Consider the following 16,621-nt stretch of genomic DNA (forward strand, 5'->3'; position numbering starts at 1 on the left):
CAAGCCTTGCTCCTACAGGTGTGAACGACTCAAAACCTGTAGGAGCATGGCTTGCCCGCGATGCTTTTAAGGCTTACGAGGGCTCAAAACCATCTGCGCCGGAACGTTACGCAGAATCTGCTTCTCCAGATTCAGGTCAAAATCCGAATCGAGCTTCTTCACGCGTTTGGTCAGCAACGTGGTCAACCAAGGGAAGTCCTGGGTGCGTGGCGCCTGAATGCTCACGTCGCACTGGTAATTCACCACATCGGCGGCGATCGCATCCAGTTGGCGACGAAGCTTGGTCATATCAGTCAGGTTCAACGCAACTGTGGTGCTTTCAGCCGTCGGATCGATGACTTTGGCCTGTGGCTTGGCTTCGGCAGCCATGAGCGCCGCTTCGGCTCTATCCAGTTCAGCTTTGCGGGCATCAACGATGGCGTTGTTGACCCCACCGGTCAGCGCCGGAGCCTTGGGCATCAACGACCGGGCGCGGCTCAGCGCCGTGGCAGCGGCATTCACATCGCCTTTTTGCAGCACGATCTGGCTGCGGCGCAGATAGGCTTCGGCCAGTTGCCGCTGGTATTGCTCCAGGGATTGATCATTGGGCGACTCGGCCTGCAAGGCAGCCAGCTGATCTTCGGCAGTCGCCAGTTCACTGCTGGCCAGGCTTTGTTGCAGCTGTGCGATGGCCGTGGCCCGTGTACCGGTAGCCTCGGTGGCCGCCGGTGGCGTGCTTTGACAAGCGCCCAGTAGCAGCGAAAATGCGACAAGGAGCAGATAACGGGAGGGGAACGGCTTCATTCCTGCGACTCTCTATTTGCGCAAAAAACGAGCAAGTCTACACCCCTCGACGGGGCAGGACAAAACTCAGCAGAAACAGTGCGGCGGCCGTCACAACAATCGATGGGCCCGCCGGGGTGTCCTTGAACCACGACAGCGCCAGTCCGCCACAGACCGCGAGCATACCCAGCAGGCTCGCGCCCAGTGCCATCTGCTCCGGTGACCGGGCGTGACGTTGTGCCGCAGCCGCCGGGATGATCAGCAAGGACGTAATCAGCAACACACCGACGATTTTCATCGCCACTGCGATCACCACGGCGATCAGCAACATCAGGGTCAAGCGCAACGCCGCCACGGGCAGACCTTCAACCCTGGCCAGTTCTTCATGCACCGTGATTGCCAGCAATGGCCGCCACAACGTCACCAGCAAGGCCAGAACGCCCGCGCTGCCGCCGAGTATCCAGGCCAGATCGGTCGGGCTGATCGCCAGCAAGTCGCCGAACAGATAAGCCATCAGGTCGATCCGCACTTCGTGCATGAAGCTTAGTACGACCAAACCCAAAGAGAGCGTGCTCGGTGCGAGAATTCCCAAAAGCGTGTCGGACGCCAGCGGTTGGCGTTGTTGCAAGGTCACCAGCAACACCGCCAACAGCAGGCAGCCTACGGTGACGGCAACGGTCGGGCTGACATCCAGCAGAAAACCCAGCGCCACGCCGAGCAGCGCGGCATGGGAAAGGGTGTCGCCGAAATAGGCCATGCGCCGCCAGACCACGAACGAACCCAGCGGGCCCGCGACCAACGCCAGGGCCAGGCCTGCAAGCAGGGCGTAGAGCAGAAAATCAGCCATGCTTGCAGCTATCTCCATGAACGTGGGTAGGGACCGACGGGGCCGCGCTGACCACCGAGCCATGCAGGTCATGGGCGTGGTCGTGATGGTGGTGATAAATCGCCAGGCTTTGTGCGTTCTTTCCGAACAGCTCGACGAAAGCCGGATCGCCGCTGACCTGCTCGGGATGCCCGGAGCAGCAAACGTGACGGTTGAGGCAGACCACCTGGTCGGTGGTGCTCATCACCAGGTGCAGATCGTGGGACACCATCAACACACCGCAGCCGTGGCGGTCGCGCAATCGTGTGATCAGGCTGTAGAGCTCGGCCTGACCGGCCACATCGACGCCTTGCACAGGTTCATCGAGTACCAGCAATTCCGGCTCGCGCAGCAATGCCCGGGCCAGCAGCACCCGCTGCATTTCGCCACCGGAAACACTTTGCACCGGGCTGTCGATCACCTGTTCGGCACCGACTTCCTTGAGTGCCGACAAGGCCATGGCGCGGTCCACGCCCGGCACCAGACGCAAGAAACGCAGCACCGACAGCGGCAGCGTCGGATCGACGTGAAGTTTTTGCGGCATGTAACCGACCCGCAGTTTCGGCTTGCGCCACACGCTGCCGCTGTCCGGTTTCAACAGACCGAGTACAGCGCGCACCAGCGTGGTCTTGCCGGCGCCGTTAGGGCCGATCAGGGTGACGATCTGCCCGGGCTCGACGCTCAGCTCGATGTTATCCAGCACGTTTTGCCCGGCAAAGGTGACAGCAACCTGCTCGAGGCGGATCAGCGCGTTGCTCATCAAACCCCCTGGCAACCCGAGCAGAGGCCGACCACTTCAACGGTCTGGCCTTCGACGACAAATCCGACATCCTTGGCGCTACTGATGATCGCGTCGCTGATGGATTTCTGTTCGAGCTCGATGGCGGCGTGGCATTCGCGGCAAATCAGGAACTGGCCCTGATGGGCGTGTTCGGGGTGATTGCAGCCGACGAAGGCGTTCAGCGAGGAGATGCGGTGTACGAGGCCGTTTTCCAGCAGGAAGTCCAGCGCACGGTACACGGTCGGTGGCGCCGCACGGCGGCCGTCCTGCTCGCTGAGCACCGCGAGAATGTCGTAGGCACCCAACGGCTTGTGGCTTTGCCAGACCAGTTCCAGCACCCGCCGGCGCAAGGCGGTCAGGCGCAGGCCTTGACGTGCGCACAGAGCATCGGCCTCAGACAATGCGCTATGGACGCAATGAGAGTGGTCGTGGGGACGGCTGGCAATCGGTGTTTTAGGCATGAGCGGCGACGAGTTTTGTGAGAGACGTTATTATGTTACCCGTTCTCGCCTCTTCGAGTGGTCATCGTGTCCCGACTTTTTTCTATCTTTGTCGCATTTGTCGCAAGTTTTCTGCTGATCAGTTCAGCTCACGCCGAAGTCAAAGTTCTCACCAGTATCAAGCCTCTACAGCTGATCGCGGCGGCGGTGCAGGACGGCGTGGCGATTCCGGAAGTCTTGCTGCCGCCTGGCGCCTCGCCTCACAACTATGCCTTGCGCCCATCCGACGTACGGAAGGTGCAATCGGTGGATCTGGTTTACTGGATCGGTCCGAGCATGGAAGGTTTCCTGCCCCGCGTGCTGAATGGTCGTACGCTGCCCAGCGTCGCCGTGCAGGATCTGCCGGGCCTGAAACTGCGACACTTCGCCGAAGATAGCCACTCCCACGCCGAAGAAGCCGACGAACATGATCACGATCACCGTCCCGGCAGTCTGGACGCGCACCTGTGGCTTTCGCCGGTCAACGCCCGTGTCATTGCCACAAAAATGGCCGCAGACCTGAGCGCAGCCGATCCGGCCAATGCCGCGCATTATCAGAGCAACCTCAAGGCGTTCGATGAGCGTCTGGATGCACTGGATCTTCGCTTGAAGGCGCGCCTGGCCGGCATCGCGGGCAAACCGTACTTCGTGTTCCACGAGGCCTTCGACTACTTTGAAGACGCCTACGGCCTCAAGCACGCCGGCGTATTCAGCGTCGCCGCCGAGGTCCAGCCCGGCGCCCAGCACGTCGCGGCGATGCGCACTCGTTTGCAGGAAGTCGGCAAAACCTGCGTGTTCAGCGAACCGCCTCTACGTCCGCGCCTGGCGGAAACCCTGGTGGCGGGTCTGCCGGTGAAGCTGGCGGAACTGGACGCGCTGGGCGGGTACACGCCGGCGACCGCTCAGGGGTATGAGCAGGTGCTGGAGAAATTGGGGAATGATTTGGCGGGGTGTCTGGAGTCGTTGTAAGCGTCCCGTAGAACTGTGGCGAGGGGGCTTGCCCCCGTCGGGCTGCGAAGCAGCCCCACATGAGCCCGCCCAATGAATTGCTGGGGAGCGCTTCGCGCTGGAGCGCCAGCCCGGTCCAACGGGGGCAAGCCCCCTCGCCACAATTTAAAGGGCGAACGGCAGCGGCGTGTTGACCTTCTGCCGCTGCGCCAGACGCTGCTGAAACTCCATCGGATCGTGAATCAGCACGTCCTGCCCGGCAAACGACTCGGCGGCGATCAACCGCGACAACCAGAACCGCACACACGCCACCCGCAGCATGGTCGGCCACAACTCCGCTTCGGCCGCCGTGAACGGTCGCAGCGCTGCATAAGCACCGAGCAACGCCCTCGCCCGTGGCCCGTCGATCAACCCGCTCTCGTCCGAACACCAGTCGTTCAAGGCGATCGCCACGTCGTAGAGCATCGGCCCCGAACACGCGTTATAGAAGTCGATCAGCCCGGTCAGGTGCGTGCCTTCAAACATCGCGTTATCGCGGAACAGGTCGGCGTGGATGTTGGCTCGCGGCAGCGCCAGAATTTTCGTCTTCTGCTGTGTGATTTCGTCCAGCGCCCGTTGCAGCAGATCGCTTTGCTCGGCATTGAGGTGCGACAGCAACTGCGTGCCCTCTTCCAGCATCCAGTCCAGGCCCCGATCGGTCTTGCGCTTGATCATGTTGGCCTGGGTCGCAAGGTGTAGATGGCCGAGCAACTCGCCCACCTGAGCGCAATGCTGCGCATTGGCTTCCTTGATGTGCTTGCCGGCCAGACGTGGCTGCAACAGCGCAGGTTTGCCGGCCAGTTCGCGCAAGGCGACGCCATCAGTGGTGCGCAAGGCATAAGGCACGGGCAGGTCGGCGTCATGCAGCACGTCGAGCAGTTCAATGAAGAATGGCATCTCCTGAACCGGACCGCGCTCAACCAGAGTCAGGACAAATTCGCCCTGCTCCAGGCTGATGAAGAAATTGGTGTTTTCGCTACCGGCGGCAATCCCCTGGAAATCAAGCAGGCGGCCGAGCCCGTAAGGGGCGAGAAAGGTTTCCAGCTCGGGCCGAGCCAGCGGGGTGAACACAGACATGTTTGAACTGCCAGTACGGGCGCCGCTGCTTGAGCCAGCGCCGATTGAAATTAAGAAACTACTTCCACTCAAAGATCTTCCACGACGGAATCAGCATATCCGGCTGATCCGAACGGATGTAGTTTGCATCGGTCCCGTCCGCGCGCACCAGAAAATACGGCGGAGCGCCCTTCGGTGTGACCTTGATCGCATACAGGAAACCGTTTTGACGGTACTCCTGGATGGTTTTATCCCCTTCCGTGCGGATAGTGACTTCCGGCTCCGGTGTCGGTGCATCGTCCGCCGCCATGACGGCCAACGGAACGGATGCAAACAACCCAGCCAGCAACAGGCGATTTAGTGTGCGCATGATAACCTTGTCCCTTTGTCGTCAACGGTCCCGCTATTCTAGCGCCGGACCCGCCGAAAAGGTTGATCCTGCTCATGAGCCAAGCCCCCCTCGTCCTGGTGGACGGTTCTTCTTACCTGTACCGCGCCTTTCACGCCCTGCCACCACTGACCACGTCCAAAGGCCTGCCGACCGGTGCGGTCAAGGGCGTATTGAACATGCTCAAGAGTCTGCGCAAGCAGTACCCGGAAAGTCCGTTTGCCGTGGTGTTCGACGCCAAGGGTGGGACATTTCGCGATGACATGTACGCCGAATACAAGGCCAACCGTCCGAGCATGCCCGACGACATGCGTGTTCAGATCGAGCCGCTGCACCAGAGCGTGATCGCCCTGGGCTTTCCACTGTTGTGCGTCGAAGGCGTCGAAGCCGATGACGTGATCGGCACCCTGGCCCGCAGCAGTGCGGCGGCCGACCGCCCGGTGGTGATCTCCACCGGCGACAAGGACATGGCGCAGCTGGTCGACGGCCACATTACCTTGGTCAATACCATGACCGGTAGCGCGCTGGACGTGGAGGGCGTGAAGGAGAAATTCGGCGTCGCTCCCGAGCAGATCATCGATTACCTGGCTCTGATGGGCGATTCGTCCGACAACATTCCGGGCGTTCCGGGCATTGGTCCGAAGACCGCTTCCGGCCTGTTGGTGGGCGTGAACGGCGGCCTGACCGAGCTCTATGCGCAGCTCGACATCGTCCCGACCCTGCCGATTCGCGGGGCCAAAACCCTGCCGGCCAAGCTCGAAGAACACAAGGAGATGGCGTTTCTCTCCTACCAATTGGCAACCATCAAGATCGACGTGCCGCTGGATATCGGCCTCGACGACCTGCAAATGGGCAAGCCGGATCACGACAAGCTCGCCGAGCTCTATACCCTGCTTGAGTTCAAGAGCTGGTTCGAAGAGAACCAGCGCGACGCCAAGCGTTCCGGCCAGGAAGTCGTCGCTCCGGTGGCTGAAGAAGCGGCTGTCGATACCGAACTCAAATACACAACGATCCTCACCCAGGCTGATTTCGACCTGTGGCTGAAGAAGCTCAACGACGCCAAGCTGATTGCCTTCGATACCGAAACCACCGGCATCGATGCGCAGCAGGCGCAATTGGTGGGCCTGTCTTTTGCGGTACAAGCCAACGAAGCGGCCTACATCCCACTGACCCATTCCTACATGGGCGTGCCGGACCAGCTCGATCGCGACACCGTGCTGCGCGCGCTGAAGCCGATCCTGGAAGATCCGAACAAACTCAAGGTCGGCCAGCACGCCAAGTTCGACATGAACATCCTGGCCAACTGCGCCATCGGTGGCGATCAGAGTTGTGGCATCACCGTGCAAGGCGTCGCTTTCGACACGATGCTCGAATCCTACGTGCTGGACTCCACCGCGACCCGTCACGACATGGACAGCCTGGCGCTCAAGTACCTGAATCACACCACTACCAGTTTTCAGGACATCGCCGGCAAAGGCGCCAAACAGCTGACATTTGACCAGATCTCCCTGGAACTGGCCGGACCTTACGCCGCCGAAGACGCTGACGTAACGCTGCGCCTGCATCAAACCCTGCTGGAAAAACTCAACGCCATCCCGAGCCTGAGCAAGGTTCTGAGCGAAATCGAAATGCCGCTGGTGCCGGTCCTGGCACGGATCGAACGCCAAGGCGCGCTGGTCGATGCCAACCTGCTGGGCATTCAGAGCGTTGAGCTGGGCGAGAAAATGGTCGCCCTCGAGCGTGAGGCGTTCGCCATTGCCGGGGAAGAATTCAACCTCGGCTCGCCGAAGCAATTGGGCGTGATCCTGTACGAAAAGCTCGGCCTGCCAATCCTCAGCAAAACCGCCAAGGGCCAGGCGTCCACCGCCGAAGCCGTGCTGGCGGAACTGGCCGAACAGGATTTCCCGCTGCCCAAAGTGCTGATGCAGTACCGCTCGATGAGCAAGCTGAAAAGCACCTACACCGATCGCCTGCCGGAGCAGATCAACCCGCGCACCGGGCGGATTCATACCTCTTACCATCAGGCCGTCGCGGCAACCGGGCGCTTGTCGTCCAGTGACCCGAACCTGCAGAACATTCCAATCCGCACCGCTGAAGGGCGTCGGATTCGTCAGGCGTTCGTCGCACCCAAAGGCTACAAGCTGCTGGCGGCGGACTATTCGCAAATCGAACTGCGAATCATGGCTCACCTGGCCAAGGACGAAGGTTTGCTGCACGCGTTCCGCAACGATCTGGACGTGCACAAAGCCACCGCAGCGGAAGTCTTCGGGGTTGAACTGGCAGACGTCACCACCGACCAACGGCGTAGCGCCAAGGCGATCAACTTCGGTTTGATCTACGGTATGAGCGCGTTTGGCCTGGCCAAACAGATTGGTGTTGATCGCAAGCAATCCCAGGCTTACATCGACCGATATTTCGCCCGCTACCCAGGCGTACTCGAGTACATGGAGCGCACCCGTGCCCAGGCTGCCGAACAAGGTTTCGTCGAAACCATCTTCGGTCGTCGCTTGTACCTGCCGGAAATCAACGCGAAAAACCCGGCCCTGCGCAAAGGTGCCGAACGCACAGCAATCAACGCCCCGATGCAAGGCACTGCGGCGGACATCATCAAGAAAGCCATGATTGCCGTGGATAGCTGGCTGACAGCGTCAGGCCTCGACGCCAAAGTCATCCTGCAGGTGCACGATGAATTGGTTCTGGAAGTGCGTGAGGATTTGGTCGATCAGGTCCGCGATGAAATTCGCGTGCACATGAGCGACGCGGCGAAGCTTGATGTTCCGCTGCTGGTAGAGGTTGGTGTAGGAAATAACTGGGATGAGGCTCACTGAACCGTCTGAAAAGGTGTTTTCCGCTGCGGCATAGTGCCGCGGCAGAAAGACCGAAGGGCTCTTAGTTCGGAAAATTCGATGGCCTATTCCAAAGGCTTTTTAAAAAATTCTGAACTAATTTCCTGAATCGCCACTCAGAGTTACTGAATGGGTGGTGAAGCCCTTCGATGCTCCTAATGTTGTGTTAAGTGTTGGCAGATATCTGGACCCCGCCCTAGCGGTCCGGAACTTGAACCCCGGAACTTCCCCCTCCCCATAAGAAGTCCGGGGTTTTTTTTGCCCGCGGTTTTGTAAATGAGCTTACTCCGCGAGCTCGGCGCCCTTGTCCGCCAGTTCCATCCAACCCGCCAGTACAGTGTAGGCGTCTTCCAGACCCATGCGTTTTGGCGCCGAGAACAGCTGGATGCTGATCGCATCTCCCCAACCCTTGCGGATGTCTGTCTGAACCTTGAGCAGGACGTTTTTCGCCGCGCCGTAGGTCAGCTTGTCGGCTTTGGTCAGCAAAATGTGCATCGGCATGCCGCTGGCGACAGCCCAGTCGAGCATCAGCAGGTCGAAGTCGGTCATTGGATGACGGATGTCCATCATCAAAATCAGACCTTTCAAACTCTCACGACCACCCAGATAGGCTTCCAGGTGACGCTGCCAGTGCAGCTTCAACGGGATAGGCACTTTCGCGTAACCGTACCCCGGCAGGTCGACCAGACGACGATCATCGTCTAGCTTGAAGAAGTTCAAGAGCTGCGTGCGACCCGGAGTTTTCGAGGTTCGCGCGAGGCTAGCGTGCGTCAGGGTGTTCAGCGCACTGGACTTGCCGGCGTTGGAACGCCCGGCGAAGGCCACTTCAAAGCCTTCGTCGTCGGGACATTGATCGACTTTGGCAGCGCTGAGCATGAAGGTGGACTGTTGGCACAGGCCGAGGATGGGGTTCTTGAGTTGCATGGGATTTCCGATGTGGGCGGCGCCGGGAATGGACGCGGCGAGCAGTGTCGTTTCCGTTTCAGTGACGCCAGTATATAATGCCGCAGATTTTGTGTGCGCTTTGTCCCAGCGTAGGATGAAGTTCACGAGAGCGATTGACCTTGATTGCGCACTAGAACGCAGAACGCTCTCAACCCTGAAAAGGTCGTTTTATGACGAAATGGCTGCTAGCTGCCGGTGTCTTGATGCCGCTTTACAGCGCTCAGGCTACACAGGATCCGGAAGCTGTGTACAACCGTGTTTGTGGTGCCTGTCATTCCGGCCAACTACCCATGGCGCCCAAAAAGGGCGATCAGGAAGCTTGGACGCCGAGGTTGGCGAAAGGTATGGAGACGCTGGTGCAACACGTGACCCAGGGTTTCAAGGCGATGCCGCCGCGTGGTTTGTGCATGGACTGCAGTGCCGAGGATTACCAAGCAATCATCCAGTGGATGAGCGAGTGATCCCGGTCCATAACTCTTTAACCCTTAGCCGTAGTTGGATTAGCTGATGAACAAATTGATCGTGAGTCTGCTGTTGACCGTGGGGATCTCCGGCATTGCCCATGCTGCAGGTGATGCGACTGCTGGTCAGGCGAAAGCCGCAGTATGTGGCGCCTGTCATGGCCCGGATGGCAACAGTATGGCGCCTAACTTTCCGAAACTGGCAGGCCAGGGCGAGCGTTATCTGAACAAGCAGCTACACGACATCAAGTCCGGCAAACGCACGGTACTGGAAATGACCGGCCTGCTGACCAACCTGAGCGATCAGGATCTGGCCGATATCGCCGCCTACTTCGCCAGTCAGAAAGGCAGCGTCGGCGCCGCCGACCCGAAAGTCGTTTCTCGCGGTGAAGCACTGTTCCGCGGCGGCGATCTGGCCAAGGGCCTGCCAGCCTGCACCGGCTGCCACTCGCCGAATGGCGCAGGCAACGCAGCTGCCGGCTTCCCGCACCTGGGCGGTCAACACGCTCAATACATCGCCAAGCAACTGACCGACTTCCGCAAGGAAGAGGCCGGCCGCACTAACGATGGCGATACCAAGCCGATGCAGAGCATTTCCAAAAAGCTGAGCGACGAAGATATCGCAGCGGTGTCCAGCTACATTCAAGGCCTGCACTAAGACCGACAAATCGGGCGTTGCGCGAGGAGTACACCTCCCGCAACGTTAACGCTCGATTAATCCGTCGATGCAAGCATAAAAAGGGTGGCTTTGGCCGCCCTTTTTTGTGGCCGCTGCCGTTACACTACAGAACTCAAGCCCGCCAGTACCTGTCTGAAAACAGGTCGCGCGAGGCGACCAAAATTGTCCAGGAGTAAAGCATGCGTAATCTGATCATCAGCGCCGCACTCGTCGCTGCCAGCCTGTTCGGCATGACCGCCCAAGCTGCTGAAGCACCCGCAGCGCCTTATGTCGAACTGACCAATCCCGTCCCGGTGGCCGTGCCTGGCAAGATCGAAGTGGTGGAGCTGTTCTGGTACGGCTGCCCACACTGCTACGCTTTCGAACCCGTGATCAATCCATGGGTTGAGAAACTGCCTTCCGACGTGAACTTCGTCCGCATTCCGGCCATGTTCGGCGGCCCGTGGAACGCGCACGGCCAGATGTTCCTGACTCTTGAAGCCATGGGCGTCGAAAACAAGGTTCACGCTGCGGTCTTCAACGCGATTCAGAAAGAACACAAGAAGCTGGTCGACAAGAATGAAATGGCCGATTTCCTGGCCACTCAGGGCGTAGACAAGGACAAGTTCCTGGCCACCTTCGACTCCTTTGCCATCAAAGGCCAGATCGTCAAGGCCACTGACCTGGCCAAAAAGTACGAAATCTCCGGAGTTCCGACCATGATCGTCAACGGCAAGTATCGCTTCGACGTGGGCTCCGCCGGCGGCGCCGAGCAAGCATTGCAACTGGCCGACAAGCTGATCGACAAAGAGCGAGCGGCTAACAAGGCTGCTGCCAACTAAGCGCAGCGACTGCCATGCGCCGCTGGGGCACTGAACGCGTCGTTGGCCTGCATGCTCCGCGGGTCAACGAACATCATCTGGAGACGACGGGCCTGCCCGCAGACAGTCGTCTGCGCTTGCTCAGTTTCAATATCCAGGTCGGCATCAGTACCGAGCGCTATCACCACTACCTGACCCGGGGCTGGCAGCATCTGTTGCCGCACACCGGGCGTGCCGACAATCTGCAGAAGATCGGCAATCTGCTGGGCGACTTCGATCTGGTCGCCTTGCAGGAAGCCGATGGCGGCAGCCTGCGATCAGGCTACGTCAACCAGGTCGAACACCTGGCCCAGCTCGGCGCATTCCCCTACTGGTATCAACAACTCAATCGCAATCTCGGACGACTCGGCCAGCACAGCAATGGTGTGCTCAGCCGCCTGCGTCCGTGGGCGATTGAAGATCATCCGCTACCGGGGCCCAAGGGGCGCGGGGCGATTCTGGTGCGCTTTGGCGAAGGGCCTGAGGCGCTGGTGGTGGTCATGATGCACCTGGCGCTCGGCGCTCGCGCCCGCAGCATGCAACTGGCTTACATCCGCGAGTTGATCGGCGGCTATAAACACCAGGTGCTGATGGGCGACATGAATACCCATGCCAGTGACTTGCTGCAAAACTCCCCGTTGCGTGACCTTGGCCTGCTCGCGCCGCAACTGGAAGCGACGTTCCCCAGCTGGCGCCCGCAGCGCTGTCTGGACCATATTCTGCTGAGCCCCACCCTGACCCTTGAAAAGGTCGAGGTGCTGGCACAACCCATTTCCGATCACCTGCCGGTCGCGGTAGAGATTCGTCTGCCGGGTTCGCTCACGGCCGATGCATTGCCCGCGTTGAGTCCTGCCCCTCGCGGATCCCATGAATGAGCGACGAAGCACAGCGCTGGAAAGAGAAATACCTCAAAAGCATCGAACAACAGGAAAAGCTCGAACGTCGATGGGACGCCCGACTCGACCTGCTGCGTCGTGGCCTGGTACGCAGCACGCTGGCAGCCGAGGGCACCGACCGCGTCGTTGACCAATGCATGAAGGAAATGCGTGAAGTCGTGCGCACCGACGACATGGACGCCGGTCTGGCCGCCCTGCTTCCGCGGCTGGAAAAAGCCGTACTCGACTCCGAACAACGCCGGGAAACCCGGATTAATCAGACCAGCGCTGCATTGACCGCACTGGTCTCGCAGCTGCAAACATTACCGCTGCCCCGCGAAGTAAGCCGGCCGCTGAAAAACTTCGCCAAGCAACTGGATGCAAGAGTCGGGCAGGCGCGCGAAATTCCGTTGCTGCTCAGCGAACTGAGCGGCCTGCAAGGCAAAGCCCTGAACCAGCTTGAAAACCCGGCAGAGCCCGGCCGCCCTGGTTTGCTGCAGCGACTCTTCGGTAGCCGTGAAGCGGATGAAGCAGCATTACAGGTTGCCTCCGCCACCGTCCCGACGCCCGCCCCGCCGCTAGCCAAAGCGGTTGCTGTGCCTCATGCCGAGACACCACAGGTCACTGTCGATCTCGCGCCAGAGATCGATAAGCCGCCAGTGGCGGTCGCACAAGTTGCCACGCCCGCTACTGCGTCCGAGCCACCGCCGATCGAGGCTCCGCCCGCAACAGCGCCTTCTCCTGCAGTTGTAGCATTTGTCCCGCCGGTGCTTGAGCCGGAGCGAGCACGCGCCCAGTCTCCAGAGACGCAACCGCAACCGGACATAGAACATCCAGAAGAACCGGCTCCATCAATCATCGAGCCAGAAATACACGCTCAACCAGCAATCAATCCCGACGAACTGACCCCGGTGGTCTATCTCGACAGCCTGCCGTTGCCCCCGGCCATGGCCGAGGCGTTGGCCGCCGTAGACACTGAACAATCCGAGCCGGATGTTCTCTACGCCCTGCCGGACTCACCCGAGCCGTCCTACAGCTCGGTGGCCAAGCATATCGAAGACACGCTACTGGGCCTGCTCGACGACCTGACGCTGCCCGAGCGTCATCGTCCGCAAGCCGAAGCGATGCGTGATCGCCTGCAAAACGGTTTGAACTGGTACGAACTGCTGCCAATCCTCGACGATCTGGCAACCTTGATGCTGGCAATCACCGACAGTGGCCAGCATGAATTCGAAGCCTACTTGCAACAGCTGAACGAACGCCTCGAGTCGTTCCAAAGCAACTTACAGGCCGCCAGCGACGGCCATGCCGACAACCGTTCCGCCGCACGCGAGATGGACACGCAGATCCGCGAGCAGGTCGACGGCTTGCAGAGCAGCATGCAGGAAGCCGCCGACCTGGACGATCTCAAGCACGTTCTGGAAAACCATCTGGAAGGCCTGCTCGGCACCATGGACCAGCACCAGAAGCAGCGTGACGAGCGCGAGCAGGAAGTCGCAGCCCGCCTTCATAGCCTGGCCGAACGCGTTGCGCACATGGAGCAGGAAGCCCTGGGCTACCGCGAGCATCTTGAAGAACAGCGTCAGAAAGCCTTGATCGACCCGCTGACCGGCCTGCCTAACCGGGCAGCCTGGAGCGAACGACTGGATCACGAAATCAGCCAATGGCAGCAACACGGCAACACCCTGTTGCTGGCCATGCTCGACCTCGACCATTTCAAACGCATTAACGATAACTATGGTCACCTGGCGGGCGACAAAGTACTGAAAATCATCGCCAGCGTGCTACGCAAGCGCCTGCGCGGGACGGATTTCATTGCCCGGTTCGGCGGTGAGGAGTTTGTCCTGTTGATGCCAGACACAGCGCCAACTGCTGGTGCGAAACTGCTGGAAAAGCTGCGCGCCTCGATCGAAGCCTGTCCTTTCCACTTCAAGGGTGAGCCGGTAACCATCACCATTTCCATGGGCCTGACTGCATTCAAACCCGGCGAACATAGCGATCTGGTCCTGAAAAGAGCCGATCAGGCGCTATATCGCGCGAAACATGCCGGCCGCAATCAAGTGGCACTGGGCTGACGGTTAATTGTTCCATTTTGTTTAAAACTTCGCGTTGGCCGTCTGCGCGCAAGGCAGTACGTTACACTGTTGCATTACTGTCTTGCGTGTATTGCCTTCTGCCATGAAATATCTAGCTCTCATCGTGTCGCTGATTCTGTTGGCCGGTTGTGCCAGCGGCCCCCGGTTCGACACAAGTCACCCTTCAGCCAATTACGACAGCCGCATTCAATTCGTGGTGGTGCATTACACCTCCGCGTCACTGGAGCGCTCGCTGCAACTGCTGACCCACGGCGACGTCAGTAGCCACTACCTGATTGGCGACAACAAAGGCGCCACCATCTACAAACTGATGGATGAAAACGTCCGAGCCTGGCATGCCGGGGAAAGCGAATGGCAAGGCCGGACCTGGCTGAACTCCAGCTCCATTGGCATCGAAATCGTCAATCCGGGTTTTAAAGACACCCCTACCGGGCGCCTTTGGTACCCCTACAGCGAAGACCAGGTCCAGTCCCTGATCGTCCTGCTCAAAGACATCAGCAAGCGCTACGCCATCAATCCCCGCAGCATCATCGGCCATAGCGACATCGCCCCGCTGCGCAAACTTGATCCGGGGCCGCTGTTCCCGTGGAAGCGTCTGGCTGCCGAAGGCCTGGGAATCTGGCCGAATGAGCAGGCCGTAACGCGTCAGCAAGCACAGTTCGAAGTACAACTGCCCACCATCAGCTGGTTTCAGGCACAGCTGGCCCGCGCGGGTTATCCCACCCCCCAAACCGGCGAACTGGATGTTGCGACACGTCATGTGATTGCGGCCTTCCAGATGCATTTCCGACCGTCACGTTTCGATGGCACACCGGATGCGCAAACCGCGGCGCTTCTACAAGTCTTGAACCAGACAAAATAATGACGCCCGCCCGACGGTAAGCGCTTTTTTTCAATCAGCAGCTATAACTCATTGGTAATACTTCGGATATTCCCTATGCCTGCTGCTCGAGAGACACTTCGTAGTTGGTTCTTTCGCCCTTGGTTTTTGGCGATACTGGCTGCTGCCTTGAGCGCGACACTCCTGATGGCCGGCAGCCTGTTCGTGGCCATGCATCAAGTCGAGCAAAACGAAAGCGAAGTGATGAATGCCCAGGGCGAGCGCTTCCTTGCTCGTCTGGAGCAGCTGTTCGGGCAGTTGCGGGAAAGCCTCGACGACCTGGAAGCCCAGCCGTTACGCGGCTGCGATGACGAAATGATCGCGACCTTGCAACAGGTCAGCTTCAATTACCGTTTCGTTTACGAAGCCGCTTATATGGACGCCTCGCGGATCTGTTCCAACCGCCCCCGCCAGGAAGGGCTGTCGATGATAAGACCGCCAGACATCAAGGGGCCGACCTACAGTTACTGGTTGAACACCACCACCGAACCCGATGAAAACCGCGCCGCGCTGATGCTCGGACGCGGCAATTTTCGTGTCGCGACATCTCGCGGGCATTTGACCGACATGGTCGACTTGCCACCGGGCAGCAGCCTGCTGGTGGTGCTCGACCACGGTACACGCGCGATTCCGGTACTGGGTGTCTCGCAGGCCTGGCCACCCACCGAACCTTGGCCCCCGAAAAGCCTCGACGCGCTACAAGTGACGCATTCCCGCTTGATTTACCGCATGCCCACCAACAATCCGGAATACCAATTGGTGCTGATCAGCCCGCGCACCGGCATGCAGGTGCCCGCCGTCTGGTGGTGGTTGCTGCCGGCCAGCCTGGCACTCGCCTTATGCGTGGGTTTTCTGGTGCTTTTGCTGGTGCGCCAGCGACAGTCACTGGACGCCGAACTGAGTGGTGCCATCCGACGAGGCGAATTGCAGGTGCTGTATCAACCGATTTTCGACCTCGACAGCCGCAACTGTGTCGGGGCAGAAGCCTTGCTGCGCTGGCGAAGACCGGACGGCACCCTGACCAGCCCCGACCTGTTTATTCCGATGGCGGAGAACACCGGCCAGATTCGCCAGATGACCGACTTCGTCCTGCAACGCCTGCTTGAGCAACTGGGTCATTTGTTGCGGGCCAATCCGCAACTGTACATCTCGGTCAACCTGGCGGCCTGCGACGTCATGGTGCCGCGTATCGGTCAGGTAATGGCGCGCCTGCTGACCTTGCACCGCGTCGCGGCAAAGCAAATTGCCTTTGAGGTTACCGAGCGGGGATTGATCGATGTCGTGGTCGCCCGGGAAAACCTGCAAGCCTTGCGGGATGTCGGGCATCAAGTGCTGATCGATGACTTTGGCACCGGCTATTGCAGCCTTGCCTACCTACAAACCCTGCCAGTCGATTGCCTGAAAATCGACAAGGCGTTTATCGATGCGCTGGGTCATGACGCTGCAAGTAGCGGTGTCGCCCCGCACATCATTCACATGGCCCAAGCCCTGCAACTCAAGGTGATTGCCGAGGGCATCGAACTCGAATCCCAGGCGGCGCTTCTGAGCAGCGAAGGCGTGAAGTTCGGTCAGGGTTGGCTATTCGCCCATGCGTTGAGTGCGGTGCAGTTCATCGAGCTGATTACCCGTGGCCGCCGAATGGCCGCCCGACGTCTCGATGACGAAGCCTGAAGCGGCTGCGG

The 16,621-nt window shown here is 59.8% G+C and carries 16 protein-coding genes; 9 read left to right on the forward strand and 7 right to left on the reverse strand.

The window, feature by feature from the left end; translation table 11 throughout:
• Positions 1–66: 66 nt before the first annotated feature.
• Genes PMI27_RS14200 through zur form a run of 4 tightly spaced genes read right to left on the reverse strand, consistent with a single transcriptional unit; the run spans position 67 to position 2,869 of the window.
• Positions 67–783, reverse strand: a complete 717-nt coding sequence (locus tag PMI27_RS14200) for a PA5502 family lipoprotein (protein ID WP_024164575.1) — start codon at positions 781–783, stop codon at positions 67–69.
• Positions 784–820: 37 nt separating this feature from the next.
• Complete coding sequence (gene znuB, locus PMI27_RS14195) at positions 821–1,609, reverse strand: zinc ABC transporter permease subunit ZnuB (protein WP_008155991.1); 789 nt, start codon at positions 1,607–1,609, stop codon at positions 821–823.
• Entirely contained in the window at positions 1,602–2,387 is a 786-nt protein-coding gene (znuC, locus tag PMI27_RS14190) for a zinc ABC transporter ATP-binding protein ZnuC (protein WP_008155993.1), read from the reverse strand. The genes znuB and znuC overlap by 8 nt, the downstream gene beginning before the upstream one ends.
• Complete coding sequence (gene zur, locus PMI27_RS14185) at positions 2,387–2,869, reverse strand: zinc uptake transcriptional repressor Zur (RefSeq protein ID WP_008155995.1); 483 nt, start codon at positions 2,867–2,869, stop codon at positions 2,387–2,389. The genes znuC and zur overlap by 1 nt, the downstream gene beginning before the upstream one ends.
• 66 nt (positions 2,870–2,935) lie before the next feature.
• Here zur and PMI27_RS14180 point away from each other — a divergent pair, with 66 nt between their 5' ends.
• Positions 2,936–3,856 carry a zinc ABC transporter substrate-binding protein ZnuA gene (locus PMI27_RS14180; protein ID WP_008155997.1) on the forward strand — a complete coding sequence of 307 codons (921 nt, stop codon included), beginning with the start codon at positions 2,936–2,938 and terminating at the stop codon, positions 3,854–3,856.
• Between the two features lie 144 nt (positions 3,857–4,000).
• Here the strand turns inward: PMI27_RS14180 and PMI27_RS14175 are convergent, their stop codons facing one another.
• Entirely contained in the window at positions 4,001–4,951 is a 951-nt protein-coding gene (locus PMI27_RS14175; protein WP_008155999.1) for a homoserine kinase, read from the reverse strand.
• A 58-nt stretch (positions 4,952–5,009) separates the two neighbouring features.
• Complete coding sequence (locus PMI27_RS14170; RefSeq protein ID WP_008156001.1) at positions 5,010–5,300, reverse strand: DUF2782 domain-containing protein; 291 nt, start codon at positions 5,298–5,300, stop codon at positions 5,010–5,012.
• Positions 5,301–5,374: 74 nt separating this feature from the next.
• Between PMI27_RS14170 and polA the strand changes: the two genes are divergently transcribed.
• Positions 5,375–8,146, forward strand: coding sequence for a DNA polymerase I (gene polA / locus PMI27_RS14165; RefSeq protein ID WP_008156003.1), 2,772 nt, complete (start codon positions 5,375–5,377; stop codon positions 8,144–8,146).
• A gap of 300 nt (positions 8,147–8,446) precedes the next feature.
• Here polA and yihA read toward each other — a convergent pair whose 3' ends face one another.
• Positions 8,447–9,088 (reverse strand): ribosome biogenesis GTP-binding protein YihA/YsxC, encoded by a 642-nt coding sequence (gene yihA, locus PMI27_RS14160; RefSeq protein ID WP_008156006.1) that lies wholly within the window; start codon positions 9,086–9,088, stop codon positions 8,447–8,449.
• A gap of 191 nt (positions 9,089–9,279) precedes the next feature.
• Between yihA and PMI27_RS14155 the strand changes: the two genes are divergently transcribed.
• The 7 genes from PMI27_RS14155 (at position 9,280) to PMI27_RS14125 (ending at position 16,610) form a co-directional block, all read left to right on the forward strand.
• A complete protein-coding gene (locus tag PMI27_RS14155) occupies positions 9,280–9,570 on the forward strand; it encodes a c-type cytochrome (protein ID WP_008156007.1) in 291 nt (96 codons plus the stop codon).
• 46 nt (positions 9,571–9,616) lie between these two features.
• Complete coding sequence (locus tag PMI27_RS14150; RefSeq protein ID WP_008156009.1) at positions 9,617–10,228, forward strand: c-type cytochrome; 612 nt, start codon at positions 9,617–9,619, stop codon at positions 10,226–10,228.
• A 200-nt stretch (positions 10,229–10,428) separates the two neighbouring features.
• Positions 10,429–11,070 carry a thiol:disulfide interchange protein DsbA/DsbL gene (locus PMI27_RS14145; protein WP_008156010.1) on the forward strand — a complete coding sequence of 214 codons (642 nt, stop codon included), beginning with the start codon at positions 10,429–10,431 and terminating at the stop codon, positions 11,068–11,070.
• 14 nt (positions 11,071–11,084) lie between these two features.
• Complete coding sequence (locus tag PMI27_RS14140) at positions 11,085–11,963, forward strand: endonuclease/exonuclease/phosphatase family protein (protein ID WP_008156012.1); 879 nt, start codon at positions 11,085–11,087, stop codon at positions 11,961–11,963.
• Complete coding sequence (locus PMI27_RS14135) at positions 11,960–14,038, forward strand: diguanylate cyclase (protein WP_024164576.1); 2,079 nt, start codon at positions 11,960–11,962, stop codon at positions 14,036–14,038. Before PMI27_RS14140 ends, PMI27_RS14135 begins: the two co-directional genes overlap by 4 nt.
• A 103-nt stretch (positions 14,039–14,141) precedes the next feature.
• Complete coding sequence (locus tag PMI27_RS14130; RefSeq protein WP_008155609.1) at positions 14,142–14,921, forward strand: N-acetylmuramoyl-L-alanine amidase; 780 nt, start codon at positions 14,142–14,144, stop codon at positions 14,919–14,921.
• A gap of 75 nt (positions 14,922–14,996) precedes the next feature.
• The gene (locus PMI27_RS14125) at positions 14,997–16,610 is read left to right on the forward strand and encodes an EAL domain-containing protein (RefSeq protein ID WP_008155611.1); all 1,614 of its coding nucleotides are present in this window, start codon (positions 14,997–14,999) and stop codon (positions 16,608–16,610) included.
• Positions 16,611–16,621 lie beyond the last annotated feature (11 nt).

The organism is Pseudomonas sp. GM41(2012), from assembly GCF_000282315.2.
Taxonomy (GTDB): domain Bacteria; phylum Pseudomonadota; class Gammaproteobacteria; order Pseudomonadales; family Pseudomonadaceae; genus Aquipseudomonas.

What these genes read in the sequence shown, in the direction of transcription:
- PMI27_RS14200 (WP_024164575.1), bottom strand. Translation starts at nt 783, where the DNA reads ATGAAGCCGTTCCCCTCCCGTTATCTGCTCCTTGTCGCATTTTCGCTG.
- znuB (WP_008155991.1), bottom strand. Translation starts at nt 1,609, where the DNA reads ATGGCTGATTTTCTGCTCTACGCCCTGCTTGCAGGCCTGGCCCTGGCG.
- znuC (WP_008155993.1), bottom strand. Translation starts at nt 2,387, where the DNA reads ATGAGCAACGCGCTGATCCGCCTCGAGCAGGTTGCTGTCACCTTTGCC.
- zur (WP_008155995.1), bottom strand. Translation starts at nt 2,869, where the DNA reads ATGCCTAAAACACCGATTGCCAGCCGTCCCCACGACCACTCTCATTGC.
- PMI27_RS14175 (WP_008155999.1), bottom strand. Translation starts at nt 4,951, where the DNA reads ATGTCTGTGTTCACCCCGCTGGCTCGGCCCGAGCTGGAAACCTTTCTC.
- PMI27_RS14170 (WP_008156001.1), bottom strand. Translation starts at nt 5,300, where the DNA reads ATGCGCACACTAAATCGCCTGTTGCTGGCTGGGTTGTTTGCATCCGTT.
- polA (WP_008156003.1), top strand. Translation starts at nt 5,375, where the DNA reads ATGAGCCAAGCCCCCCTCGTCCTGGTGGACGGTTCTTCTTACCTGTAC.
- yihA (WP_008156006.1), bottom strand. Translation starts at nt 9,088, where the DNA reads ATGCAACTCAAGAACCCCATCCTCGGCCTGTGCCAACAGTCCACCTTC.
- PMI27_RS14155 (WP_008156007.1), top strand. Translation starts at nt 9,280, where the DNA reads ATGACGAAATGGCTGCTAGCTGCCGGTGTCTTGATGCCGCTTTACAGC.
- PMI27_RS14150 (WP_008156009.1), top strand. Translation starts at nt 9,617, where the DNA reads ATGAACAAATTGATCGTGAGTCTGCTGTTGACCGTGGGGATCTCCGGC.
- PMI27_RS14145 (WP_008156010.1), top strand. Translation starts at nt 10,429, where the DNA reads ATGCGTAATCTGATCATCAGCGCCGCACTCGTCGCTGCCAGCCTGTTC.
- PMI27_RS14140 (WP_008156012.1), top strand. Translation starts at nt 11,085, where the DNA reads ATGCGCCGCTGGGGCACTGAACGCGTCGTTGGCCTGCATGCTCCGCGG.
- PMI27_RS14135 (WP_024164576.1), top strand. Translation starts at nt 11,960, where the DNA reads ATGAGCGACGAAGCACAGCGCTGGAAAGAGAAATACCTCAAAAGCATC.
- PMI27_RS14130 (WP_008155609.1), top strand. Translation starts at nt 14,142, where the DNA reads ATGAAATATCTAGCTCTCATCGTGTCGCTGATTCTGTTGGCCGGTTGT.
- PMI27_RS14125 (WP_008155611.1), top strand. Translation starts at nt 14,997, where the DNA reads ATGCCTGCTGCTCGAGAGACACTTCGTAGTTGGTTCTTTCGCCCTTGG.